Source organism: Flavobacterium fragile, from assembly GCF_023634865.1.
Taxonomy (GTDB): domain Bacteria; phylum Bacteroidota; class Bacteroidia; order Flavobacteriales; family Flavobacteriaceae; genus Flavobacterium; species Flavobacterium fragile.
Genome location: NZ_JAMLJN010000001.1, coordinates 369,108 through 394,592 on the forward strand (window position 1 = coordinate 369,108; position 25,485 = coordinate 394,592).

At 32.6% G+C, this 25,485-nt stretch carries 22 protein-coding genes and 4 tRNA genes; all 26 read left to right on the forward strand.

What is annotated here, in order from left to right:
• Positions 1 to 4: 4 nt before the first annotated feature.
• The 26 genes from NAT47_RS01735 to NAT47_RS01860 all read left to right on the forward strand — a co-directional run bounded on the left by NAT47_RS01735 (position 5) and on the right by NAT47_RS01860 (position 25,454).
• Positions 5 to 826: a hypothetical protein gene (locus NAT47_RS01735; RefSeq protein WP_250579722.1), complete on the forward strand. Its 822-nt coding sequence runs from the start codon at positions 5 to 7 to the stop codon at positions 824 to 826.
• 109 nt (positions 827 to 935) lie between these two features.
• Complete coding sequence (locus tag NAT47_RS01740) at positions 936 to 2,882, forward strand: putative porin (protein ID WP_250579724.1); 1,947 nt, start codon at positions 936 to 938, stop codon at positions 2,880 to 2,882.
• A 76-nt stretch (positions 2,883 to 2,958) separates the two neighbouring features.
• Positions 2,959 to 4,320 (forward strand): pyridoxal-phosphate dependent enzyme, encoded by a 1,362-nt coding sequence (locus NAT47_RS01745; RefSeq protein ID WP_250579726.1) that lies wholly within the window; start codon positions 2,959 to 2,961, stop codon positions 4,318 to 4,320.
• Positions 4,321 to 4,414: 94 nt separating this feature from the next.
• Complete coding sequence (locus tag NAT47_RS01750; RefSeq protein ID WP_250579727.1) at positions 4,415 to 5,683, forward strand: DUF2851 family protein; 1,269 nt, start codon at positions 4,415 to 4,417, stop codon at positions 5,681 to 5,683.
• Between the two features lie 11 nt (positions 5,684 to 5,694).
• The gene (locus tag NAT47_RS01755; protein ID WP_408610581.1) at positions 5,695 to 5,931 is read left to right on the forward strand and encodes a PspC domain-containing protein; all 237 of its coding nucleotides are present in this window, start codon (positions 5,695 to 5,697) and stop codon (positions 5,929 to 5,931) included.
• Between the two features lie 177 nt (positions 5,932 to 6,108).
• Entirely contained in the window at positions 6,109 to 6,987 is an 879-nt protein-coding gene (locus NAT47_RS01760; protein WP_250579728.1) for a ComEA family DNA-binding protein, read from the forward strand.
• A 37-nt stretch (positions 6,988 to 7,024) separates the two neighbouring features.
• Positions 7,025 to 8,191 carry an acyl-CoA dehydrogenase family protein gene (locus NAT47_RS01765; RefSeq protein ID WP_250579729.1) on the forward strand — a complete coding sequence of 389 codons (1,167 nt, stop codon included), beginning with the start codon at positions 7,025 to 7,027 and terminating at the stop codon, positions 8,189 to 8,191.
• Positions 8,192 to 8,338: 147 nt separating this feature from the next.
• Positions 8,339 to 8,533: a 30S ribosomal protein S21 gene (rpsU, locus tag NAT47_RS01770; RefSeq protein WP_250579730.1), complete on the forward strand. Its 195-nt coding sequence runs from the start codon at positions 8,339 to 8,341 to the stop codon at positions 8,531 to 8,533.
• A 65-nt stretch (positions 8,534 to 8,598) separates the two neighbouring features.
• Positions 8,599 to 9,489: a tyrosine-type recombinase/integrase gene (locus tag NAT47_RS01775; protein ID WP_250579732.1), complete on the forward strand. Its 891-nt coding sequence runs from the start codon at positions 8,599 to 8,601 to the stop codon at positions 9,487 to 9,489.
• A 31-nt stretch (positions 9,490 to 9,520) separates the two neighbouring features.
• The gene (hpf, locus tag NAT47_RS01780) at positions 9,521 to 9,823 is read left to right on the forward strand and encodes a ribosome hibernation-promoting factor, HPF/YfiA family (RefSeq protein WP_250579734.1); all 303 of its coding nucleotides are present in this window, start codon (positions 9,521 to 9,523) and stop codon (positions 9,821 to 9,823) included.
• 92 nt (positions 9,824 to 9,915) lie between these two features.
• Positions 9,916 to 9,989, forward strand: a tRNA-Thr gene (locus tag NAT47_RS01785).
• A gap of 32 nt (positions 9,990 to 10,021) precedes the next feature.
• A tRNA-Tyr gene (locus tag NAT47_RS01790) sits at positions 10,022 to 10,103 on the forward strand.
• Between the two features lie 75 nt (positions 10,104 to 10,178).
• Positions 10,179 to 10,250, forward strand: a tRNA-Thr gene (locus tag NAT47_RS01795).
• 57 nt (positions 10,251 to 10,307) lie between these two features.
• Complete coding sequence (gene tuf, locus NAT47_RS01800; RefSeq protein ID WP_250579736.1) at positions 10,308 to 11,495, forward strand: elongation factor Tu; 1,188 nt, start codon at positions 10,308 to 10,310, stop codon at positions 11,493 to 11,495.
• 52 nt (positions 11,496 to 11,547) lie between these two features.
• Positions 11,548 to 11,619, forward strand: a tRNA-Trp gene (locus NAT47_RS01805).
• A gap of 15 nt (positions 11,620 to 11,634) precedes the next feature.
• Positions 11,635 to 11,829 (forward strand): preprotein translocase subunit SecE, encoded by a 195-nt coding sequence (gene secE / locus NAT47_RS01810; RefSeq protein WP_250579738.1) that lies wholly within the window; start codon positions 11,635 to 11,637, stop codon positions 11,827 to 11,829.
• A gap of 10 nt (positions 11,830 to 11,839) precedes the next feature.
• Positions 11,840 to 12,391 (forward strand): transcription termination/antitermination protein NusG, encoded by a 552-nt coding sequence (nusG, locus tag NAT47_RS01815; RefSeq protein ID WP_250579740.1) that lies wholly within the window; start codon positions 11,840 to 11,842, stop codon positions 12,389 to 12,391.
• A 67-nt stretch (positions 12,392 to 12,458) separates the two neighbouring features.
• Positions 12,459 to 12,896 carry a 50S ribosomal protein L11 gene (gene rplK / locus NAT47_RS01820; RefSeq protein ID WP_026724872.1) on the forward strand — a complete coding sequence of 146 codons (438 nt, stop codon included), beginning with the start codon at positions 12,459 to 12,461 and terminating at the stop codon, positions 12,894 to 12,896.
• A 21-nt stretch (positions 12,897 to 12,917) separates the two neighbouring features.
• Positions 12,918 to 13,607 carry a 50S ribosomal protein L1 gene (gene rplA, locus NAT47_RS01825; RefSeq protein WP_250579742.1) on the forward strand — a complete coding sequence of 230 codons (690 nt, stop codon included), beginning with the start codon at positions 12,918 to 12,920 and terminating at the stop codon, positions 13,605 to 13,607.
• Positions 13,608 to 13,629: 22 nt separating this feature from the next.
• Positions 13,630 to 14,127, forward strand: coding sequence for a 50S ribosomal protein L10 (rplJ, locus tag NAT47_RS01830; protein WP_250579744.1), 498 nt, complete (start codon positions 13,630 to 13,632; stop codon positions 14,125 to 14,127).
• Positions 14,128 to 14,182: 55 nt separating this feature from the next.
• Complete coding sequence (gene rplL / locus NAT47_RS01835) at positions 14,183 to 14,554, forward strand: 50S ribosomal protein L7/L12 (RefSeq protein WP_250579746.1); 372 nt, start codon at positions 14,183 to 14,185, stop codon at positions 14,552 to 14,554.
• 245 nt (positions 14,555 to 14,799) lie between these two features.
• Complete coding sequence (gene rpoB / locus NAT47_RS01840; RefSeq protein ID WP_250579748.1) at positions 14,800 to 18,612, forward strand: DNA-directed RNA polymerase subunit beta; 3,813 nt, start codon at positions 14,800 to 14,802, stop codon at positions 18,610 to 18,612.
• Between the two features lie 68 nt (positions 18,613 to 18,680).
• A complete protein-coding gene (gene rpoC / locus NAT47_RS01845; RefSeq protein ID WP_250579749.1) occupies positions 18,681 to 22,979 on the forward strand; it encodes a DNA-directed RNA polymerase subunit beta' in 4,299 nt (1,432 codons plus the stop codon).
• Between the two features lie 103 nt (positions 22,980 to 23,082).
• The gene (locus NAT47_RS01850; protein WP_250579750.1) at positions 23,083 to 23,391 is read left to right on the forward strand and encodes a DUF3467 domain-containing protein; all 309 of its coding nucleotides are present in this window, start codon (positions 23,083 to 23,085) and stop codon (positions 23,389 to 23,391) included.
• A gap of 46 nt (positions 23,392 to 23,437) precedes the next feature.
• Entirely contained in the window at positions 23,438 to 23,941 is a 504-nt protein-coding gene (locus NAT47_RS01855) for a GNAT family N-acetyltransferase (RefSeq protein WP_250579752.1), read from the forward strand.
• A gap of 49 nt (positions 23,942 to 23,990) precedes the next feature.
• Entirely contained in the window at positions 23,991 to 25,454 is a 1,464-nt protein-coding gene (locus tag NAT47_RS01860) for a TlpA family protein disulfide reductase (protein ID WP_250579754.1), read from the forward strand.
• Positions 25,455 to 25,485: the final 31 nt, after the last annotated feature.

Here is a 25,485-nt window from a genome sequence, read left to right on the forward strand (position 1 = left end):
AATTATGATATTTAAAAAGTCTATAGTATTCTTTTCTGCTCTTGCCTTAACTTTTTCTTTGGCAAGCTGTGAAGAGGATTTATCAACCGACAATAATGCTGCTAATTATGTTGGTTTAGAGAATTACCAAACTGTAGAAGTTGCTGATGGACAAACTGTTGTGGTTGAAGGTCGTATTCTAGCTACTAATGTTTCTAATGTTGATAGAACTTTCAACCTTGTTGTGGATCCTTCAACTAACCATTCAGCTGGTAACTATACAGTTCCTGCAACGGTAACTATCCCTGCTGGTTCTAAAGAAGGTACTTATGATGTTACTGTTATTGGTAATAACTTGGTTGATGGTAACAAAATCGTTGTTAGTTTAGAACCTTCTGCTGATTTAAACCAAAACACCTCTTACGGTACTTTCACTAATGGTGTTTTAACTGGAGTTACTACTTCTAAATCAACTTTTAATCTTTATAGACCTTGTGCTTCAGTAAGAGCTAGACTATCTATTAAATTTGATAGCTACCCTGATGAAACTGCATGGGAATTATATGATTCTAATTTGAATTTAGTTGATTATGGTGGATTCAGTGGTCCAGGTGGAAGTTTTGTTGGTTTAGGAACTTTCGCTCCAAGAAGTACTTTCTCTGTTGTTAAATGTTTAACTCCAGGTGAATATACTTTCGTTATCTATGATGCTTATGGCGATGGTATGTATACTAGTAGTACTGTTATTGGTAATTATTCTATGAATAATCTTAACAATGGTGCTCCATTATTCAGTGGACAAGGTAACTTCGGTTCTTTTGCTGAGCATACTTTTATAATTCAATAATACATTTGAATAAATAATTAAAAACCGAAACTTTTAGTTTCGGTTTTTTTTTATTTTATGTCGGTCTTTAACATAAAATCTCCTTATTTTTGTTTTTTTAAATTTTCAGATGAGATTTTTATTATTAATATTTATTTTATTTTCTTATTTCTCAAACGCTCAAATAAGAAGAGTTGATGGAGGTATTGCTGGTCCTCCTAGAGGAGGTTCTGATAAAAATGACACTCTGGGAAGTTTCTCTTCAAAGTCTAATAAAGATATTCTTCCGAAAGCGCCACATAATTTATATAAAATCTACACACTAAAAAGAGATACTACATATGTAGATACTTCTTTGACTATTCAAAGCGAGTATAAGTATAATTTATTACGCAAAGATATTTTTGGTTTGTTACCTTTTGTAAACGAAGGTCATGTATATAATACCCTAGATTTTAGTTTGCAAAATAAAACTTTTTATCCTGATTTTGGTTTTAAGGCTAAACATTTCAACTACCTTCAAGTAGATGATATAAAATATTATTCTGTTCCTACTCCTTTAACTGAATTATATTTTAAAACGGTTATGGAACAAGGTCAAGCCTTAGATGCTTTTTTATCGGTTAATACAAAATCGAATTTAAATTTTTCTATTGCTTACAAAGGTTTACGTTCATTAGGTAAATATGTAAACAGTTTGACGAGCTCTGGGAATTTTAGATTTACAACTAGTTATTTCACCATCGATAATAGATATAATTTAAATACACATTTTACAGGACAAGATATTTCAAATCAGGAAAATGGTGGTATTGTTAATTTGAATGAATTTGAAACTAGTGAGGCACCTTATAATCAACGTGATAGGGTTAAAGTTTATTTTACTGATGCAACCTCTCTGCTAAAAGGTAATCGTTTTTTTGTGGACCATTCGTTTAAATTGAGTAAATCAAATCCAAATGGATTATTAATCAAGCATCAATTTAATCACGAATACAAGTTTTTTCAATTTACGCAACCTACAGAGAGTAGCAGATTTGGTACTACTTTAACTAATGATATTAAAGATAAAGTTCGATACAATCATTTTTACAATAAATTAGCTGTAGCTTATACAACTAAGAGTTTTGGTAATCTTGAATTTTTCCTAGATGATAATAATTATAACTATTTTTATAAAAGTGTTGTGTTTAATTCCGATGGTTCTATAGCAGTTCCTAATGCTATTTCAGATCGTATTAATATGATAGGCGGAAATTATAATTACAGTTTGTATGGAGTTGATTTTAAATTAAATCTTGCGCAAACAATATCTAATCAATCAGTGTCTAATGTAGAAGTTGGTGCTGCTTATCGAATTGATAAGGATAATCACGTGAGTTTTAATTATCAAAAACTAAATAGTATCCCAAATTTGAATTATACTCTTTTTCAAAGTGGATATGTCGATTACAACTGGTCGAATAATTTTAAAAATGAAAAGTTAAGTCAGTTTGATTTTTCTGCTAAAACTAAATGGGTCAATCTTTCAGCTACTTACAAAATTATGAATGATTATTTGTATTTTGACAATATTCAAAATACACTAACAACACTTACTGTTAAACCTTTTCAGTACGATCAAACAATCAACTATTTTTCTTTAAAAGCCAGTAAAGAATTTAAGTATCGCAACTTTGCGTTGGATAATACTTTGTTATATCAAGAGGTACAGCAATCCAACCAAGTTTTAAACGTTCCTCAGTTCGTTACTCGTAACACTTTGTATTACACCGGTTATGTCTTTAAAAAAGCAATGCAAATCCAAACGGGAATAACATTGCAATATTTTACTAAATATTTTGCTAACGATTACAATCCACTTATTGGAGAATTCTATGTTCAAAATGAAACAAAAATTGGTGATTTTCCGATGTTAGATTTTTTCATTAACGCACGAATTAGGCAGACAAGAATTTTCTTAAAAGCCGAACATTTTAATTCTTCTTTTACGGGTTATGACTATTACACGGCTCCAAATTATCCTTACCGCGACTTTATGATTCGTTTTGGATTGGTTTGGAATTTCTTTCAATAATTTGAAACGAATGGTTAGGGTGTTTTTGTAATCATAATTTTCACACTATCTTTGCAAAATATTAGAATAATCAATAATGAAATACGCAAAAAATATATTAGAAACTATTGGTAATACACCACTAGTTAAGCTTAACAAAGTAACAGCTGAAATTGATGCTCTGGTTTTAGCTAAAGTAGAAACTTTTAATCCAGGTAATTCTGCTAAAGATAGAATGGCCCTTAAAATGATCGAAGATGCAGAAGCAGATGGTCGTTTAAAGCCGGGAGGAACCATTATTGAAGGAACTTCAGGTAATACTGGAATGGGTTTGGCTTTAGCTGCAATCGTTAAAGGTTATAAGTGTATTTTTGTAATTTCAGACAAACAATCCAAAGAAAAATCAGATATTCTACGTGCTGTAGGAGCTAAAGTAATCATTTGTCCTACGGATGTTGAACCAACTGATCCTCGTTCATATTATTCCGTTTCCAAAAGATTAGGAGAAGAAATTCCAAATTCTTGGTATGTGAATCAATACGATAATCCAAGCAACTCAAAAGCAAATTACGAACAAACGGGTCCTGAGATTTGGGAGCAAACGGATGGTAAAATTACCCATTTTGTTGTAGGCGTTGGTACTGGAGGAACTATTTCTGGTATTGCTAAATATTTGAAAGAGAAAAATCCTAATATTAAAATTTGGGGAGTAGATACGTATGGCTCTGTTTTTAAAAAATATCATGAAACTGGTATTTTTGATCAGAATGAAATTTATTCTTACATTACAGAAGGAATAGGTGAGGATATTTTACCTAAGAACGTTGATTTTTCATTGATTGATGGTTTTACAAAAGTTACAGATAAAGATGCTGCCGTTTACACAAGAAAGATAGCTTTAGAAGAAGGTATTTTTGTTGGAAATTCCTCAGGAGCAGCAGTTAAAGGTTTATTACAATTAAAAGAACACTTCAAGCCAGAAGATGTTGTAGTGGTTTTATTTCACGATTCTGGTAGTCGATATGTAGGTAAAATGTTTAATGATGATTGGATGCGTGAAAGAGGTTTTCTTGAAGAAGAAATTACTAAAGCAGAAGATTTAATAAAAGAACACATTGATAAACCATTAGTAATTGTCCGAACAGAAGAATTAGTTTCGCATGCTATTGAAAGAATGAGAAAGTATAAAATTTCTCAAATTCCTGTTGTTGATGTAAATGGATTTGTTGGCTCGGTAGATGAATCCGATTTGTTTCAAAGCTATTTAGTAGATAAAAACACAGCTGAAAAGCCTATAAGAGAGGTAATGGGGAAACCTTATCCAATTGTAGCTGTAGGCACTCCAATAGAAGAAGTTTCAAAATTGATTACAAAGGATAATCAAGCTGTATTAATTGATTTAGGTAATGGAAAACATCACATCATTACAAAATATGATATCATTAGTTCTATAAAATAATAATTTTATATTCGATTTAATTAACCTGTAAATTAATTTTTGCAGGTTTTTTTATTTTTATATATTTGTTATTCAATTATATACGCCATACAAAATGAAAGAAGATTTTTTGCACTACTTGTGGCAATTCAAGAAATTTGATATTTCAAAATTACAAACCACTAAAGGAGAGTCTATTCAGATTCTTAATTCAGGTCAATACCTTCAGTTAGCTGGACCAGATTTTTTTAATGCACAACTTATTATCGGAAATCAAAAATGGGCTGGAAATGTTGAGATACATCTCAAATCATCTGATTGGTACCTACATAACCATGAAAAAGATCCAAATTATGATTCTGTGATTTTACATGTTGTTTGGGAAAATGATGTTCCCATTTTTAGAAAAGATAATTCTGAACTTCCAACATTGGAACTAAAAGAACATATTTCCTTTTCAGATTTACAGAATTATCAATCTTTAATGGCACAAAAATCATGGATATATTGCGAAAATGAAATTAAGAATGTGGATGGTTTTGTTTTTCAAAATTGGAAGGAACGTTTGTTTTTAGAGCGATTGGAAAGAAAATCAGAATTAATTTTTGAATTAGTTGAAGATTTTAATCAAGATTGGGAAGCAATTTTGTTTTGTTTACTAGCAAAGAATTTTGGATTGAACACTAACGGGGAAATTTTTTTCAAAATTGCTAAATCCATTCCGTTTTCAATTATAAGGAAAGAATCATTTTCTTTAGAATCTCTTGAGGCTTTGTTTCTGGGGCAAGCAAATTTACTTTCTTCAGATTTTCAAGATACATATGCTAAGGAGTTGCAAAAGCAGTACCTTTATTTGCTTCAGAAGTATCAATTAAAAGACATGATTACAGAATGTGTATCATTTTACAAACATCGTCCAGATAATTTTCCAACAATTCGTTTGGCGCAATTGGCTAACGTATATTTTCATCAGAAAAATCTATTTTCACAGTTGATAAGTTGTAATTCAATGAAACAATTTTATCAAATTTTTAATATTGGTGTTAGTCAATATTGGGAAACCCATTATAACTTTGACAAGAAAAGTTCTAAAAAGGTAAAAAAACTTTCTATGTCGTTCATCGATTTATTGGTTGTAAATACTATCATTCCTTTGCGTTTTGCTTATGCTTTAAGTCAGAAAAAAGATATAATAGAAGAGTTAATTGATATCGTTTCTTTAATTCCTTCTGAGAAAAATGCAATAATTGAAAAGTTTGCATCTTTTGGAGTTATATCAAAAAATGCATTTGAATCCCAATCATTATTACAATTAAAAAAAGAATATTGCGATTTTAAAAAGTGTTTAGATTGTTCTGTCGGAATCAATATTCTAAGAAAATAATTGTAATTTTGATGAAAAATTTTGAAATGATTCAGAACCTATTACATTTTTTTGAAAGGCATGGTTTTTTTGTAGCATCACGCCTTGCTGATCGTTTAGGTATGCGAGCCACTAATGTTCGTTTGTTTTTTATTTATATTTCTTTCATTACTGTTGGTTTAGGTTTTGGTCTTTATCTAACGTTAGCTTTTCTATTAAAGCTTAAAGATATGATACGAACTAAAAGAAGTTCGGTTTTTGATCTGTAAATTTTTGGTTAAACTATTAATGGTTTTTTATGAATGATTTAGCATATAACTTGTTTAACTATTCATATTTAATATTTAGCATCATAACATTTTTTTATTTAGCTTTATGAAATTTCAAAGTTATTTGATTCTATTCAAGTATTTTGATATTCATCCATTAGCCAAAATAGTTTTAATATGACTAAATTAAAGACATATTTCTTGTTTTCTAGAGATCATAGAAGTGGAATTTTTTTGTTATTTACACTCATTATTTTAGTTCAACTTGCCTACTTTTTTTTTAAAGATGATTTTTTTAATCTAAAAAATAATTCTAATGATAAGGCATGGTTATCCATACAAAACGAAATAGATAGTTTAAAAAATATCCATCAAAATAAGAAAGATACGATATTTCCATTTAATCCAAACTTTATAACCGATTACAAAGGTTATAAGTTAGGGATGTCAATTCAAGAAATTGATCGCTTGCATGCTTTTCGTAACAAAGGGGAATATGTTAATTCTGCAAAAGAATTTCAACATGTTACTAAGGTTTCGGATGCTTTTTTAGCAAAAATTAGTCCGTACTTCAAATTTCCTGATTGGGTAAAAAATAAAACAAATATTACTTCACAAAAGTTTCATAAGTTTTTACCAAAGGAAAAAGAAAAGATAATTCAAAAAGATATTAATTCAGCAAGTAGAGAAGATTTAATTGCAGTCTATGGTATCGGAGAAAAATTAGCTGATAAAATTATGCAAGAAAAAGAAAAGTTGGGTTGTTTTGTTAGTATGGGGCAATTTCAATTTATTTGGGGAATTAGTCCAGAAGCTTTGGCCGATTTAGAGAAGAGATTTACTGTTAAAAGTCAAGATGGATTGAAGAAAATTAAGATTAATGAACTGTCTCAAAAAGATTTAGTAAAGTTTCCTTATTTTAATTATGCTTTGGCCAAAGAAATTGTCATCTACAGAACTATGAATAACGGAATTAAAAATATTGACGATTTAACAAAAATTAAAGGAATGCCTAATGATAAAATACAAATAATCAACTTATATTTGGATTTTTAAAATCATACCACAAAACAAACATAACATTAATAGTTTTATGAATTCGATATATTTCACTGAAGAACACGAATTATTTAGAAAAAGTTTTAGAGATTTTTTACAGAAAGAAGTAGTACCACACATAGAGAAATGGGAAAAAACAGGAACCATTGATCGTTTTATTTGGGAAAAATTTGGTGAGATGGGTTTCTTTGGATTGAATTATCCAGAGGCTTATGGTGGAATGAATTTGGATTTATTTTACACTGTTATCTTTTTAGAAGAATTACAAAAAATTAAGTCTTCTGGTTTTGCAGCTGCTATGTGGGCTCATGCATATTTAGCAATGACACATTTAAACGCAGAAGGAGACGAGCGAATTAAACAAGATTATTTGGCGCCTAGTATAGCTGGAAAAAAAATTGGGGCATTATGCATTACAGAACCTTTTGGAGGTAGTGATGTAGCAGGAATGAGAACTAATGCAATTCGAAAAGGGGATAAATTTGTAATTAACGGTTCTAAGACTTTTATAACAAATGGGGTGTATGCTGATTATTATGTAGTGGCAGCCAAAACGAATACAGAATTAGGTAACAAAGGGATTAGTATCTTCTTGGTTGATACTAACACAAAAGGAATATCCGCTACAAAATTAGATAAATTAGGATGGAGAGCCTCTGATACTGCGGAAATAGCATTTGATAGTGTGGAAATTCCTTTGGAGAATTTAATGGGTGAAGAAGGAAAAGGTTTTCCTTATATTATGCAGCATTTCGCTTTAGAACGTCTGATAATGGCAATCAACGCTCATGCACGAGCTGAATATGCGATCGATTATACATTAGAATACATGTCACAAAGAGAAGCTTTTGGAAATACAATTAATAAGTTTCAGGCTCTAAGACATACTATGGTAGAGCATGCTACAGAAGTGGAACATTGTAAGATTTTTAATTATGCTGCTGTAGCCAGATTAATCAAAGGGGAATATGTAGTTAAAGAAGCTACTATGGCTAAATTAAAGTCTACTAAGGTTGCAGATCAAGTAATTTATGATTGTTTGCAAATGTTAGGAGGTTATGGTTATATGGAAGAATATCCTTTAGCTCGTTTGTTAAGAGATAGTCGTTTGGGACCTATTGGTGGAGGAACTTCAGAGATTTTGAAGGAAATTTTATCAAAAATGATTATTGATAATAAAGATTACAAGCCAGCAGTTTAACAAAGTAATTTAAATTATTAAAATCCTATTCAATGAATAGGATTTTTTATTTTTAATATATTAATTTAAAAAGTTTGCAAAAGTGATTTTTTAATTAAAAAAATAATTTCTACATTTGCACCCTTAACGAGAGGAGGTGTCTATATTATGTTAATTATACCAATTAAAGACGGAGAAAATATCGATAGAGCATTAAAGCGCTATAAAAGAAAGTTTGATAAAACAGGGACTGTTCGTCAATTAAGAGCACGTCAGCAATTTACGAAGCCTTCTGTAATCAAAAGAGCTCAAATTCAAAAGGCTGCTTATATTCAAGGATTAAGAGATTCATTAGAGAATTAATATTTTTGAAATAATCATACTAACCGCTAAAAATAAAGTGTAACTTTGTTTTAGCGGTTTTTTTTATGACTACAAATTTACAAGCATATCAGCACTATTTGGTAAAAGAGAAAAACTATTCTCCTTTAACTGTTCGAGCTTATGTGGATGATATTTTGTCTTTTCAGAATTATTTACTTGAGCATTCTATTGCTCTTGAAGAAGTGGTTTATTCAAATGTAAGGAATTGGATAGTTTTATTGATGGAGCAAAAAATATCGCCTACATCGATTAATCGGAAAATTTCATCCTTAAAATCATATTATAAGTTTTTGCTTAAAATAAAGCAGATTTCAGTTAATCCCTTGTTGAAACATAAATCGTTAAAAACAGCTAAGAAAATTCAAATTCCTTTTTCGGAAATTGAATTGAAAGAAGTTTTGTTAGATGATGTTGATTTAAATGATTTTGAAACGGTTCGAAATCGATTTATTGTCGAACTTTTTTACACAACTGGAATTCGCAGAGCCGAATTGATTAATCTAAAATTGAATAGCGTAGATGAAATTAAAAAAACACTCAAGGTTTTAGGAAAAAGAAATAAGGAGCGAGTGTTGCCAATCTTGGATTCTACTTTCGTTTTATATCACCAATATAAAATACAACGCTTTAAATTAGAATGTATTGAGGATAAGGATGTGTTAATTTTATCAAAAAAAGGATGTAAAATCAGCGAATCGTTTGTGTATCGATTAATAAATGATTACTTTAGTAATGTCTCAAAAAAAGAAAAAAAGAGTCCACACGTTCTTAGGCATACTTTTGCAACACATCTGTTGAATAATGGTGCCGATTTAAATTCAGTAAAAGAGTTATTAGGTCATGTCAGTTTGTCTTCAACTCAAATTTATACTCACAGTAGTTTGTCGGAGTTGAAGAAAGTATATCAAGATGCACATCCAAGAAATAAAAAATAACTCGATTGTATAACCTTTAATTAATAGGATTATGAAAGTTAACGTTCAAGCAGTAAATTTTAATGTAGACAGAAAATTAGTAGATTTTATTCAAGAAAGATTGGATAAGTTAGAAAAGTTTTATGATAAGATAGTTTCTTCTGAAGTATTTTTGAAATTAGAGAATACGAGTGATAAGGAAAATAAAACAGTTGAAATTAAAATTCATGTACCAGGTGATGAGTTTTTGGTTAAGAAAACAGCTAAAAGTTTTGAAGAGGCGGTTGACTTATCTGTCGATTCTTTGGAGCGAGTAGTTACAAAAAGAAAAGAAAAATTACGTTCTCACTCTTAAATAGAAAAAAAAATTAAAAAATGTTTTGATTCAAAAATAAATTATATACATTTGCAGTCCGTTAGAAATAGCGGACTTTTTATATTTAAGTTGCCGGTGTAGCTCAGCTGGCTAGAGCAGCTGATTTGTAATCAGCAGGTCGTGGGTTCGAGTCCCTCCATCGGCTCTAAGTTTTGGTTTCTAAAATATAAATGGATTGGGGAGATACTCAAGCGGCCAACGAGGGCGGACTGTAAATCCGCTGACTAAGTCTTCGCAGGTTCGAATCCTGCTCTCCCCACAATGAAAATTAGGATTTAGAAAAACGAATTTGGATATTTCTGAATTCTGAATTCTAACTTCTGAACTCACAAAAGCCGGTGTAGCTCAGGGGTAGAGTGCTTCCTTGGTAAGGAAGAGGTCACGGGTTCAATTCCCGTCATTGGCTCTTAAGAAAGTTTATTTTTTGAACACTAATATATAACTAAGATTAAATTATTAAATCATGGCAAAAGAAACCTTTGATCGTTCGAAGCCCCATTTAAATATTGGAACTATCGGACACGTTGACCACGGTAAAACTACATTAACTGCTGCTATTACTAAAGTATTAGCTGATGCTGGTTTATCAGAAGCAAAATCATTTGATCAAATTGATAATGCTCCAGAAGAAAAAGAAAGAGGTATTACTATTAATACATCTCACGTAGAATATTCTACAGCTAACCGTCACTATGCTCACGTTGACTGTCCAGGTCACGCGGATTACGTTAAGAACATGGTTACTGGTGCTGCTCAAATGGATGGTGCTATCTTAGTAGTTGCTGCTACAGATGGTCCTATGCCACAAACTAGAGAGCACATCCTTTTAGGTCGTCAAGTAGGTGTGCCTAGAATGGTTGTATTCATGAACAAAGTGGATATGGTTGATGATGCTGAATTATTAGAATTAGTAGAAATGGAAATCAGAGATTTATTATCTTTCTATCAATATGATGGTGATAATGGTCCTGTTATTCAAGGTTCTGCTTTAGGAGCTTTAAATGGTGAGCCAAAATGGGTTGACACAGTTTTAGCTTTAATGGATGCAGTTGATAACTGGATTGAATTACCTGCTCGTGATGTTGATAAGCCTTTCTTGATGCCAGTTGAAGACGTGTTTACAATTACAGGTCGTGGAACTGTTGCTACAGGTCGTATCGAAACTGGTGTTGCTAATACAGGTGATGCTGTTGAAATCATTGGTATGGGAGCTGAAAAATTAACTTCTACTATTACAGGTGTTGAGATGTTCCGTAAAATCCTTGATAGAGGTGAAGCTGGTGATAACGTAGGTTTATTATTGAGAGGTATCGCTAAAGAAGATATTAAAAGAGGAATGGTTATCATTAAACCAGGATCTGTTAAGCCACACGCTCACTTCAAAGCTGAGGTGTATATCTTGAAAAAAGAAGAAGGTGGACGTCACACTCCATTCCACAATAACTACCGTCCACAGTTTTATGTACGTACAACTGACGTAACAGGAACTATTTCTTTACCAGCTGGTGTAGAGATGGTTATGCCAGGTGATAACTTAACAATTGATGTTCAATTATTAAGTCCTATCGCTTTATCAGTAGGTTTACGTTTCGCTATCCGTGAGGGTGGTAGAACAGTAGGTGCTGGTCAGGTTACTGAAATTTTAGACTAATTATAAGTCGATAATAAATTTAAACCAGCAGTTCGCTGCTGGTTTTTAACAAACGGGCGTAGTACAAGGGCTAGTATAGTGGTCTCCAAAACCATTGATGGGGGTTCGAATCCCTCCGCCCGTGCAAATAAAGATTAAAATGACAAAAGTAGTTAATTACATATCAGAAGCATTTCATGAATTGAAAGCAAATGTTACTTGGCCTCTTTGGGCAGAAGTTCAGCGTTTGACAATTATTGTTGCTGTATTTTCAGTTATTTTCGCTCTACTAACTTGGGGTGTTGATGAATTATTTGTAAAAGCACTTGAAGGATTTTTTAATATTTTAAAATAATACTTACAGTATGGCTGATAATAATGTTAATAAGTGGTATGTAGTAAGAGCTGTAAGTGGTCAAGAGAATAAAGTAAAAAACTACATTGAGACAGAAGCTTCAAGACTAGGTATGGCTGATTATATATCTCAGGTTCTTGTTCCAACTGAAAAAGTTGTTCAAGTTAGAGATGGAAAAAAAATTCCCAAAGAAAGAGTTTATTTCCCAGGTTATATAATGATTGAAGCTAATTTAACTGGTGAAATACCGCATATTATTAAATCAATTCCAGGTGTTATTGGTTTTTTAGGTGAAACAAAAGGGGGAGATGCTGTTCCATTAAGACAATCTGAAGTTAATAGAATGTTAGGAAAAGTTGATGAGTTATCTATTAAAGTTGATAATTTAGCTATTCCTTATGTAGTAGGTGAAACTGTAAAAGTAGTAGACGGTCCTTTTAATGGTTTCAATGGTACTATTGAGAAGGTAAATGAAGAAAAGCGTAAACTTGAAGTAATGGTGAAAATTTTTGGTAGAAAGACACCTTTAGAGTTAAGTTTTATGCAAGTTGAAAAAGTATAATTTTTCGTTACATATATAAATCACATCAATCGCTTCCAATTGGTAGATGTGCTAAATTTTTTTAAAAATGGCAAAAGAAGTTAGTAAAGTAGTTAAACTACAAGTTAAGGGAGGTGCTGCGAATCCATCGCCACCGGTTGGACCTGCTTTGGGGGCTGCTGGGGTTAACATCATGGAGTTCTGTAAGCAATTTAATGCGAGAACACAAGACAAACCTGGCAAAGTTTTACCAGTACAAATTACTGTGTATAAAGACAAGTCTTTTGACTTTGTTGTTAAAACGCCACCTGCTGCAATTCAGTTATTAGAAGCAGCAAAATTAAAGTCTGGTTCAGGGCAACCTAACCGTAAAAAAGTAGCAAACGTTACTTGGGATCAAATTAGAACTATTGCTGAAGACAAGATGGCAGACTTAAATGCTTTTGAAATTGAAAAAGCTATGAGTATGATTGCTGGAACGGCTAGATCTATGGGTATAACAGTAACAGGAAATGCTCCTTTTTAATCTCTAAAAAGAAATTAGACAATGGCAAAATTGACAAAAAAGCAAAAAGAGGCTGCAGCAAAAATTGAGAAGAATAAACTTTACTCATTAAGAGATGCTTCTGCATTAATTAAAGAAGTTGCTTCTGCAAAATTTGATGAGTCTGTTGATATCGCAGTAAAACTTGGTGTAGATCCTAGAAAAGCGAATCAAATGGTAAGAGGTGTTGTAACATTACCTCATGGAACTGGTAAAGATGTAAGAGTATTAGCATTAGTCACTCCAGATAAAGAAGCTGAAGCTAAAGCTGCTGGTGCAGACCACGTAGGTTTAGATGATTATTTACAAAAAATTAAAGATGGTTGGACAGATGTTGATGTAATCATCACTATGCCAGCTGTTATGGGTAAATTAGGTCCATTAGGTCGTATTTTAGGTCCAAGAGGTTTAATGCCTAATCCTAAAACAGGAACAGTAACTATGGATGTTGCTAAAGCAGTGCAAGAAGTGAAAGCTGGTAAAATTGACTTTAAAGTTGATAAAACTGGTATCGTTCACGCAGGAATAGGTAGAGTATCTTTTGATGCTGACAAAATCTATGACAATGCACATGAAATCGTTCAAACATTAATCAAATTAAAACCAACTGCAGCAAAAGGTACATATATCAAGTCTATTCATATATCAAGTACTCAGAGTCCTGCTATTGCTTTAGATCCTAAAGCTGTATAATTGGTAGTTAAAAATTTTTAGTATGACTAGAGAAGAAAAATCAATCGCTATTGAAGATTTAACTGCACAGTTAGCGGATGTGAATGTTGTTTATTTAGCAGACATTTCAGGACTTGATGCAGATACTACTTCAAACTTAAGAAGAGCTTGTTTTAAAGCTGGTATTAAATTAGAAGTTGTTAAGAACACATTGTTAGAAAAGGCAATGGAAGCTTCTGATAACGACTATGGTGATTTAGCATCAGTTCTTAAAGGAAATACTTCTATGTTCATTGCTGATACTGCTAACGGTCCAGCAAAGATCATCAAAGAATTCCGTAAGAAAGGTGAAAAACCAATCTTTAAAGGAGCTTACATTAATCAAGAAATCTTTATTGGTGATAATTTATTAGATAGCTTAGTTGCTATTAAATCTAAAGAAGAAGTTATCGCAGAGATTATTGGGTTATTACAATCACCTGCTCAAAGAGTTATTGCAGCTCTTCAAAATCAACCTAACAAGGAAGAAGCAGCAGAATAATACGTTCGCACTTAATAAATTATATTTTTACAAAACATTTTAAAAGATAGAAAAAATGGCAGATTTGAAACAATTCGCAGAACAATTAGTTAACTTAACAGTTAAAGAAGTTAACGAATTAGCAACAATATTAAAAGATGAGTATGGTATCGAGCCTGCTGCTGCAGCTGTTGTAGTTGCTGCTGGTGGAGGAGATGCTGCTGCTGCTGCTGAGCAAACTGAATTTACAGTAGTATTAAAAGATGCTGGAGCTTCTAAATTAGGAGTAGTTAAAGCGGTTAAAGAATTAACTGGTTTAGGTCTTAAAGAAGCTAAAGATTTAGTTGATGCTGCTCCAACAAACGTAAAAGAAGGAGTTTCTAAAGATGAGGCTGAAGGTCTTAAGAAAGCTTTAGAAGAAGCAGGAGCTGTAGTTGAGTTAAAATAATTTATACTCACAAATAAGCTAGGTTTAGGTCTTGAGAATGTTCTCAAAGACCTAAACCATTTTGCGTATATTAAATTATTGTATTTTTTATGCGTTTTAATGTAACCAATAACGAAGAAAAAAAATAGACAATCTTTCCTGGTTTATTTTTAAAGATGTATCGGTTGCTAAATAAAAAAGGAAGTATTAAAAAGCAGTGTTTTACACAAAAAATTACTTTTTTTAAATCAAAATTTTGTCCATTGATGATAACAAATCAGACTGAAAGATTAAATTTTGCTTCGACAAAAAACATTCCACAATATCCAGATTTTCTAGATATTCAAGTGAAATCGTTTAAAGATTTTTTCCAATTGGAAACGAAATCTGACGAAAGAGGCAACGAAGGGCTGTATAATACCTTCATGGAAAATTTTCCAATTACTGATACGAGAAACCAATTCGTATTAGAGTTTCTAGATTATTTTATTGATCCACCTAGATACACTATTGAAGAGTGTATTGATAGAGGTTTAACGTATAGTGTGCCTCTTAAAGCTAGATTAAAATTATATTGTACTGACCCTGAACACGAGGATTTTGAAACAATCGTTCAAGATGTGTATTTAGGAACAATACCATATATGACACCTAGCGGTACATTCGTAATCAATGGTGCTGAGCGTGTAGTTGTATCACAATTACACAGATCTCCAGGTGTATTCTTTGGACAGTCTTTCCATGCAAATGGAACTAAATTATATTCTGCCAGAATTATTCCTTTTAAAGGTTCTTGGATTGAATTCGCTACCGATATCAACAACGTAATGTACGCGTATATCGATAGAAAGAAAAAATTACCTGTAACAACTTTATTTAGAGCAATCGGATTCGAAAGAGATAAAGATATCTTAGAAATTTTTGATTTAGCGGAAGAAATTAAAGTTTCTAAAACTGGTATAAAGAAATATGCGGGAAGAAGACTTGCTGCACGTGTATTGAATACATGGCATGAAGACTTCGTGGATGAGGATACTGGTGAAGTGGTTTCTATTGAGCGTAACGAAATTATCTTAGATCGTGATACGATTCTTGATAAAGATAATATCGAGGAAATAATTGAAGCAGACGTAAAAACAATCCTTTTACATAAAGAGGATAACAATGCGGCTGATTACACAATTATTCACAATACGTTACAAAAAGACCCAACAAACTCTGAAAAAGAGGCTGTTGAACACATTTACAGACAATTACGTAACGCGGAACCGCCTGATGAGGAAACGGCTCGTGGTATTATAGATAAATTGTTCTTCTCTGACCAACGTTATAACTTAGGTGAAGTAGGTCGTTACAGAATGAACAAAAAGTTAAACCTTGATATTCCTATGGAAAAACAAGTTTTAACGAAAGAAGATATTATTACAATCGTTAAATATTTGATCGAATTAATCAACTCTAAGGCAGAGATTGATGATATCGACCACTTATCAAACCGTCGTGTAAGAACTGTTGGTGAGCAATTATCAGCTCAGTTTGGGGTAGGTTTAGCTCGTATGGCTAGAACTATTCGTGAAAGAATGAACGTTCGTGATAACGAGGTATTTACACCTATCGATTTGATTAATGCAAAAACATTATCATCGGTAATTAACTCATTCTTTGGAACAAACCAGTTATCTCAGTTTATGGACCAAACAAATCCATTAGCAGAGATTACACACAAACGTCGTTTATCTGCCCTTGGACCTGGAGGTTTATCTAGAGAAAGAGCTGGTTTCGAGGTACGTGACGTTCACTATACGCACTACGGAAGACTATGTCCAATTGAAACTCCTGAGGGACCAAATATTGGACTTATTTCATCTTTAGGAGTTTATGCTAAAGTAAACGGAATGGGATTCATCGAAACGCCTTACCGTAAAGTAACGGATGGTGTGGTTGATTTAGAATCTACTCCAGTTTATTTAAGTGCTGAAGAAGAAGAAGGTAAAATGATTGCACAAGCAAACATTGAAATGGATGCTAAAGGTAAAATTACCGCTACGAATGTTATTGCACGTGAAGAAGGAGATTTCCCTGTGGTTGCTCCAACTGCCGTACATTACACTGACGTTGCTCCAAATCAAATTGCTTCGATTTCAGCTTCATTGATTCCTTTCTTAGAGCATGATGATGCGAACCGTGCGTTGATGGGATCTAACATGATGCGTCAGGCCGTTCCATTATTACGTCCTGAAGCTCCAATCGTAGGTACTGGTTTAGAAAGACAAGTTGCTTCTGATTCAAGAGTATTAATCAATGCGGAAGGAAACGGAACTGTTGAGTATGTTGATGCTAATATGATTACTATCAAATACGACAGAACTGAAGAAGAACGTATGGTAAGCTTTGATTCAGATGAGAAAACATATCAATTAATCAAATATAGAAAAACCAACCAAAGTACTTGTATTAACCTTAAACCTATCGTAAGAAAAGGGGATAGAGTTGCTAAAGGACAAGTATTATGTGAAGGTTATGCTACTCAAAACGGAGAATTAGCAATCGGAAGAAACTTAAAAGTGGCGTTCATGCCATGGAAAGGTTATAACTTCGAGGATGCTATCGTAATTTCTGAAAAAGTAGTACGTGATGATATTTTTACATCATTACATATTGATGATTATACATTAGAAGTTCGTGATACTAAATTAGGTAACGAAGAATTAACTAATGATATTCCAAACGTTTCTGAAGAAGCTACTAAAGATTTAGATGAAAACGGTATGATTAGAATTGGTGCAGAGGTGAAACCTGGCGACATTCTAATCGGAAAAATTACACCAAAAGGAGAATCAGATCCTACTCCAGAAGAAAAACTTTTAAGAGCTATCTTCGGGGATAAAGCAGGTGATGTAAAAGATGCTTCATTAAAAGCTTCTCCATCTTTACATGGTGTAGTTTTAGATAAAAAATTATTTGCGAAAGCAGTAAAAGATAAGAGAAAACGTTCTAAAGACAAAGAAGACGTTGATAGATTAGAAACTGAATTCGAAGTTAAGTACAACGACTTGAAAGACAAATTAATTGAAAAATTATTTGTTATCATCGATGGTAAAACTTCTCAAGGTGTAATGAACGATTTAGGTGAAGAAGTATTACCAAAAGGTAAAAAATTCACTAAAAAGATGTTACAAGGTGTAGAAGATTTTGCTCACTTAACTAAAGGTCAGTGGACAACAGATGAGCATACAAATGCAATGGTGAACGACTTAATTCACAACTACAAGATCAAATTAAACGATTTACAAGGTTGGTTAAGAAGAGAGAAATTTACTATTACTGTTGGAGATGAATTACCTTCTGGAATTTTAAAACTTGCTAAAGTTTACATCGCTAAGAAACGTAAATTAAAAGTAGGGGATAAAATGGCAGGACGTCACGGTAACAAAGGTATTGTTGCTAAAATCGTTCGTCATGAAGATATGCCATTCTTAGAAGACGGAACACCAGTAGATATCGTATTGAATCCACTTGGGGTACCATCTCGTATGAACATTGGTCAGATTTATGAAACAGTTCTTGGTTGGGCTGGTCAAAAATTAGGTAAGAAGTTTGCTACTCCAATTTTTGATGGTGCTACTTTAGATCAAATTAATGCCTTAACAGACGAAGCAGGTATTCCAAGATTCGGTCATACGTATTTATATGACGGAGGAACTGGAGAGCGTTTCCACCAACCAGCAACAGTAGGAGTTATCTATATGTTGAAATTAGGTCACATGGTAGACGATAAAATGCACGCTCGTTCTATTGGTCCTTACTCTTTAATTACGCAACAACCATTAGGAGGTAAAGCTCAATTCGGAGGTCAGCGTTTTGGAGAAATGGAGGTTTGGGCTCTTGAAGCATATGGTGCATCAAGTACGCTAAGAGAAATCTTAACTGTTAAATCGGATGACGTTATTGGTAGAGCTAAAACTTACGAAGCTATCGTTAAAGGAGAAACTATGCCAGAACCAGGATTACCTGAATCATTCAATGTATTAATGCATGAATTAAAAGGTCTTGGATTAGACATCAGATTAGAAGAATAAATTTATCCCGGGAGTAGCCAAGGTTACTCCCTTTACAACGCTTTTCATAAATCGAAAGTATTCATATCATGACAAGATTAAAAGATAAAAATACCGTTAAAAGATTTAACAAAATCACGATAGGACTTGCTTCTCCAGAATCTATTTTGGCAGAATCAAGAGGTGAGGTTTTAAAACCAGAAACAATCAACTATCGTACCCACAAACCAGAAAGAGATGGTCTTTTCTGTGAGCGAATTTTCGGTCCAGTTAAAGATTATGAGTGTGCTTGTGGTAAGTATAAAAGAATCCGCTACAAAGGAATCGTTTGTGACCGATGTGGTGTTGAAGTAACGGAGAAAAAAGTTCGTAGAGATAGAGTTGGACACATCAATCTTGTTGTGCCAATCGCTCACATTTGGTATTTCCGTTCGTTACCAAACAAAATCGGATATATTTTAGGATTACCATCTAAGAAATTAGATATGATTATTTACTACGAAAGATACGTAGTAATTCAAGCAGGTATTGCTAAAAATGCTGATGGCGAATCTTTACAAAAATTAGATTTCCTTACGGAAGAAGAGTATTTAAATATTTTAGATACACTTCCAATGGAAAATCAATATTTAGATGATAATGATCCAAATAAATTCATCGCTAAAATGGGTGCTGAATGTATTATGGATTTATTAGCTCGTACTAATTTAGATGAATTATCATACGAATTACGTCACGCTGCGAATAACGAAACATCTAAACAACGTAAGACAGAAGCCTTAAAACGTTTAAATGTTGTAGAATCATTCCGTGAGTCTAACTTAAACAGAGAAAACCGTCCTGAGTGGATGATTTTAAAAGTAATTCCAGTTATTCCACCAGAATTACGTCCGTTAGTACCACTTGATGGAGGTCGTTTCGCAACTTCAGATTTAAATGATTTATACAGAAGAGTAATCATCCGTAACAACCGTTTAAAAAGATTAATGGAGATCAAAGCTCCTGAAGTAATCTTAAGAAACGAAAAACGTATGTTACAAGAATCTGTAGATTCATTATTTGACAATACACGTAAAGCTTCTGCAGTTAAAACAGAATCTAACAGACCATTAAAGTCGTTATCAGATTCATTAAAAGGTAAACAAGGACGTTTCCGTCAAAACTTATTAGGTAAACGTGTGGATTATTCTGCTCGTTCGGTAATTGTCGTTGGACCAGAAATGAAAATGTACGAGTGTGGTTTACCAAAAGACATGGCGGCTGAACTTTACAAACCATTCGTTATTCGTAAGTTAATCGAAAGAGGAATTGTAAAAACTGTTAAGTCAGCTAAGAAAATTATCGACAAAAAAGAGCCTGTAGTATGGGATATCCTTGAAAACGTAATTAAAGGTCACCCAGTATTACTTAACCGTGCTCCTACATTACACCGTTTAGGTATTCAAGCATTCCAACCTAAATTAATCGAAGGAAAAGCAATTCAGTTACATCCATTGACATGTACGGCGTTTAATGCCGATTTCGATGGTGACCAGATGGCGGTTCACTTACCATTAGGACCAGAAGCTATTTTAGAAGCACAATTATTAATGTTGGCTTCTCACAATATCTTAAACCCTGCAAATGGTGCGCCTATCACGGTTCCTTCTCAGGACATGGTTCTGGGTCTTTACTATATGACTAAAGAGCGTTTATCAACTCCTGAGCATAAAATTTTAGGTGAAGGTTTAACTTTCTATTCTGCTGAAGAGGTAAACATCGCTTTAAATGAAGGAAAATTAGAGTTGAATGCTAGAATTAAGATTAGAGCAAAAGACTTTAATGAAAACGGTGAATTAGTTTATAAAATTATTCAAACAACTGCTGGTAGAGTATTATTTAACGAAGTAGTACCTGAAGCAGCTGGATACATCAATGAGGTATTAACTAAGAAATCATTACGTGATATTATTGGTAAAATCTTAGCGGTTACTGACGTTCCTACAACTGCAGCTTTCTTGGACAACATGAAGGATATGGGGTATAAGTTCGCATTCCGTGGAGGTTTATCATTCTCATTAGGTGATATTAGAATTCCTGAACAAAAAGAGAAATTAATTGCTGATGCTCGTGAGCAAGTAGACGCAATTTCGATGAACTATAGCATGGGTCTTATTACAAATAACGAACGTTACAACCAAGTTATTGATATCTGGACTTCAGCTAATGCTCAATTAACAGAGTTAGCAATGAAAAATATCCGTGAAGATCAACAAGGTTTCAACTCGGTATATATGATGCTTGATTCTGGAGCAAGGGGTTCTAAAGAGCAGATTCGTCAGTTAACTGGTATGCGTGGCTTGATGGCTAAGCCTAAAAAATCAACTGCTGGTGGTGGTGAAATTATTGAAAACCCAATTTTATCGAACTTTAAAGAAGGTCTTTCGATTCTTGAGTACTTTATTTCTACTCACGGTGCTCGTAAAGGTCTTGCGGATACCGCTCTTAAAACAGCCGATGCGGGTTACTTAACTCGTAGATTGCATGATGTATCTCAAGATGTTATCGTTAATTCAGTAGACTGTGGTACATTAAGAGGTATTGAAGTTTCTGCTTTAAAGAAAAATGAAGAGATTGTTGAAACTTTAGGTGAAAGAATTTTAGGTCGTGTTGCATTACAAGATGTGATTAATCCTCTTGATTCTGAAATCCTAGTTCATGCTGGTGAGCAAATTACTGAAGCTATTGTTAAGCAAATCGAAGCTTCTCCAATAGAGAAGGTTGAGGTTCGTTCTCCATTAACATGTGAGGCAACAAAAGGAATTTGTGCTAAATGTTACGGTAGAAACTTAGCAACAGGTAAGATGACACAGAAAGGTGAAGCAGTTGGAGTTATTGCAGCGCAATCAATTGGTGAGCCTGGTACACAATTAACACTTCGTACGTTCCACGTAGGAGGGGTTGCGGGAGGTATCTCTGAAGAGTCTAGTATTGTAACTCGTTTTGCAGGTAGATTAGAAATTGAAGATTTAAAAACAGTTAAAGGTGAAGATACTGAAGGAAATACTGTGGATATCGTAATTTCTCGTTCTACTGAATTGAAATTAGTAGAGCCAAAGACGGGTATTGTATTAAATACACATTATATTCCTTACGGTTCAAGTATTTTTGTAAATGATGGTGACGTTGTTGAAAAAGGCACTACAATCTGTAAATGGGATCCATATAACGGGGTAATTATTTCTGAATTTACTGGTAAAGTAGGTTACGAAGATTTAGAACAAGGACAATCGTTCATGGTTGAAATCGACGAGCAAACCGGTTTCCAAGAAAAAGTAATTTCTGAAGGTAGAAATAAAAAATTAATCCCTACGTTACACATCTATGGTAAAGATGGCGAATTAATTCGTTCATATAACTTACCAGTAGGAGCTCACCTTATGGTAAACGATGGAGAGAAAATTAAAGCAGGTAAGATTTTAGTTAAAATTCCACGTCGTTCTTCTAAAGCAGGTGATATTACAGGAGGTTTACCAAGAATTACCGAGTTATTAGAAGCTCGTAATCCTTCAAATCCAGCAGTAGTTTCTGAAATTGATGGTGTTGTAACATTTGGAAAAATTAAGAGAGGTAACCGAGAAATCGCTATCGAGTCTAAATTTGGTGAAGTGAAGAAATACCTAGTAAAACTTTCGAACCAAATTTTAGTTCAAGAGAACGACTTCGTAAAAGCGGGAACTCCACTTTCTGATGGTGCAATTACTCCAGAGGATATCTTAAGAATTCAAGGACCATCTGCTGTTCAACAGTACTTGGTAAACGAAATTCAAGAGGTATACCGTTTACAAGGGGTAAAAATCAACGATAAACACTTTGAGGTAGTAATCCGTCAGATGATGCGTAAAGTAAGAATTGTGGATCCAGGAGATACTCTATTCTTAGAAGATCAATTAGTTCATACAAGTGATTTCATCGTTGAAAATGATAAATTATATGGAATGAAAGTAGTGGAAGATGCAGGTGATTCAGAAAACTTAAAACCAGGTCAGATTGTTTCTCCACGTGAGTTAAGAGATGAAAATTCGTTATTAAAACGTAATGATAAAAACTTAGTATCAGCACGTGATATTGTTCCAGCTACGGCTACTCCAGTATTACAAGGTATTACAAGAGCATCGTTACAAACGAAATCATTCATTTCGGCTGCATCGTTCCAGGAAACTACAAAAGTATTAAATGAAGCTGCAGTAGCAGGTAAAGTTGATACTTTAGAAGGATTGAAAGAAAATGTTATTGTAGGACACAGAATTCCAGCTGGTACTGGTATGAGAGATTACGATAATATTATTGTAGGTTCTAAAGAAGAATACAATGAATTAATGGCTGCTAAAGAAGAATTTAATTACTAATTAGAGTCATTTCTAACATAAAGCCTAACAGATTTTCTGTTAGGCTTTTTTTTTACCCAAATTATACTTATTCTTGTAAAACAAAATAGCAATATTAATTATCATGGAAAATAATAACCAACAAGGACAAATTAACATCGAATTAGACGAGCAAACAGCAGAAGGGATTTACTCTAATCTAGCCATCATTAATCATTCTAATTCAGAGTTTGTAGTAGATTTTGTAACGATTATGCCTGGAGTGCCAAAAGCAAAGGTGAAATCCAGAATTATTTTAACACCACAACACGCAAAACGTTTATTAAAAGCATTAGGAGAAAATATTCACCGATTTGAAAATGCTCATGGAAAAATCGAGGAAGGTGAACAACCTTCAATTCCTTTGAATTTTGGTCCAACAGGACAAGCATAATAAACAAAAGTCTCGTATATTGCGAGACTTTTTTAGTTGATTACCTATGAAATTAGTAAAAGCAAATTCCGAACATATTCCAATTGTTATCGACTTAACCAAGAAAATTTGGCCCGTAGCGTATGGTGAAATCTTATCAAACGCACAATTGGATTACATGATTGACAAGTTCTACAACGAAACCGCTTTGCGCGAATTAATACAAAAAGGACATATTTTTTATTTAGCACAAGACGATGACGATAAGTATGTAGGTTTTGTTTCCTTTGAGATTAATTGCGAACCCAACAAAACTAAAATCCACAAAATTTACGTGTTACCCGAAACGCAAGGAACAGGTGTAGGAAGACAGTTTTTTGAACTCGTAAAAGAAAAAGCTATTGAAAACCACCAAAACGCCATTTTTTTAAACGTAAACAAATACAACAGCGCCATAAACTTTTATACCAAATTAGGTTTCTCAAAAGTAAAAGACGAAGTAATTGATATTGGAAATGGATATGTAATGGATGATTATGTGATGGAAATATTATTACGCAATAACATGTAAGAATTATCGTTATACTAAAGTCAAAAGGTGTATAATTAATCTTATAAATATGAAATATCTTCTATTTGCGTTCTTTTTTCTTCAAATTTCGTATTCTCAAAATGTTTCAATTCAATTAAAATTTCAAAATGTTACAGATTCTATTCCTATAGTTGTTAGTAAATCGATAAATGATAATGCAGCCTATTTTTTATATCATTCAGATACAATTTTTACAAAAGACAATAAAGCTGAATTAAAATTACAAGCAATTAATCCTGGTTATGTATATTTTTCCTTTTCAAAAGCAAATCCTGGTATTAATGTTTTATATGAGCCCAACGAAACAATTGTTTTAAATATATCAAAAAATCAAGACAATAAATATCATATTCACTATGAAGGAAGAAACAGTTCAATTTCCTTAGCTATAAATGTTGATACCATCTATAAATATCAAAAATTTTCTCAAAAATTAAGACCAATAATTTTTAATGCAAATAGAGGGTCTGAAATTTTAAACTTTATAAAGAAGGAACATAAATTAGAACTTGAGAAATTGAATAATTTTTATGAAAATAGAGAAATCTCAAATGATATTTATGAAATTTCAAAATTATACTTGGAATCAACATTAGCTAATAATTCGAAAAGTATAATTGAAGATATCTTTAGAATTGAAGAAGAATATACCAAAACAAAGTTACCTAAAAGTGAATTTTTAGATTTATTAAATAATTTAATGACTGAATTTAATCCGTTTGATGATAAATTTAAAAATTTTACAACATATGCTTTTTTTGATAATGTTCAATCATTTACAAGATTTATGAACGAAAGCGGTTTTGAAGAAAAACGTTATGATAGAGGATTATGGAAGAATAAAAATGTTAGGGATTACTATAATTTTATTCCATTGCATTTACAAGAAAAATTGTTTGCTCATTTATTTAGTAACGATAGATTAAACGAGAATGATTTTCAACAATTTAAGAAAGTGTTTCCAAATAGTAGATACACACTCTATTTAGAAAAATATTTAAAAAATAAAAAAGTTTCAGATTACAAACCTTTTGCTTTTGGCTATTTCATAAACGGAAAATTTGAATATAATAAGCAAGTTAATAGTGTCGATATAACCTCTATTATTAATGATAATTTTAGTGGAAAAGCTGTCTTTGTTGATTTATGGGCATCTTATTGTGCGCCTTGTTTTCAAGAATTTTCTCATTCTCAAAAGTTGTTTTCGTTTTTGAAAACAAATAATATCGAAATGTTATACTTAGCTATTGACAAAGACAAGGAAATTACTAAATGGCTTCCTAATATTAAGAATAATTATTTAGAAGGGAATCATATTTTTACTTCTGATAAAATTCAAGAATCACTTCAGAAGCTTTTAAATGAGCCTGACGGTATATATATTCCACGATATTTATTATTTAATTCAAAAGGTGAATTAGTTTTGCCATCAACAAAAAAGCCCTCTGAAGGTCAAGCTTTGTATGATGAAATTTTAAGTGCTTTGAAATAAGATGAAAATAAATCTATCATTTGCATTTTTA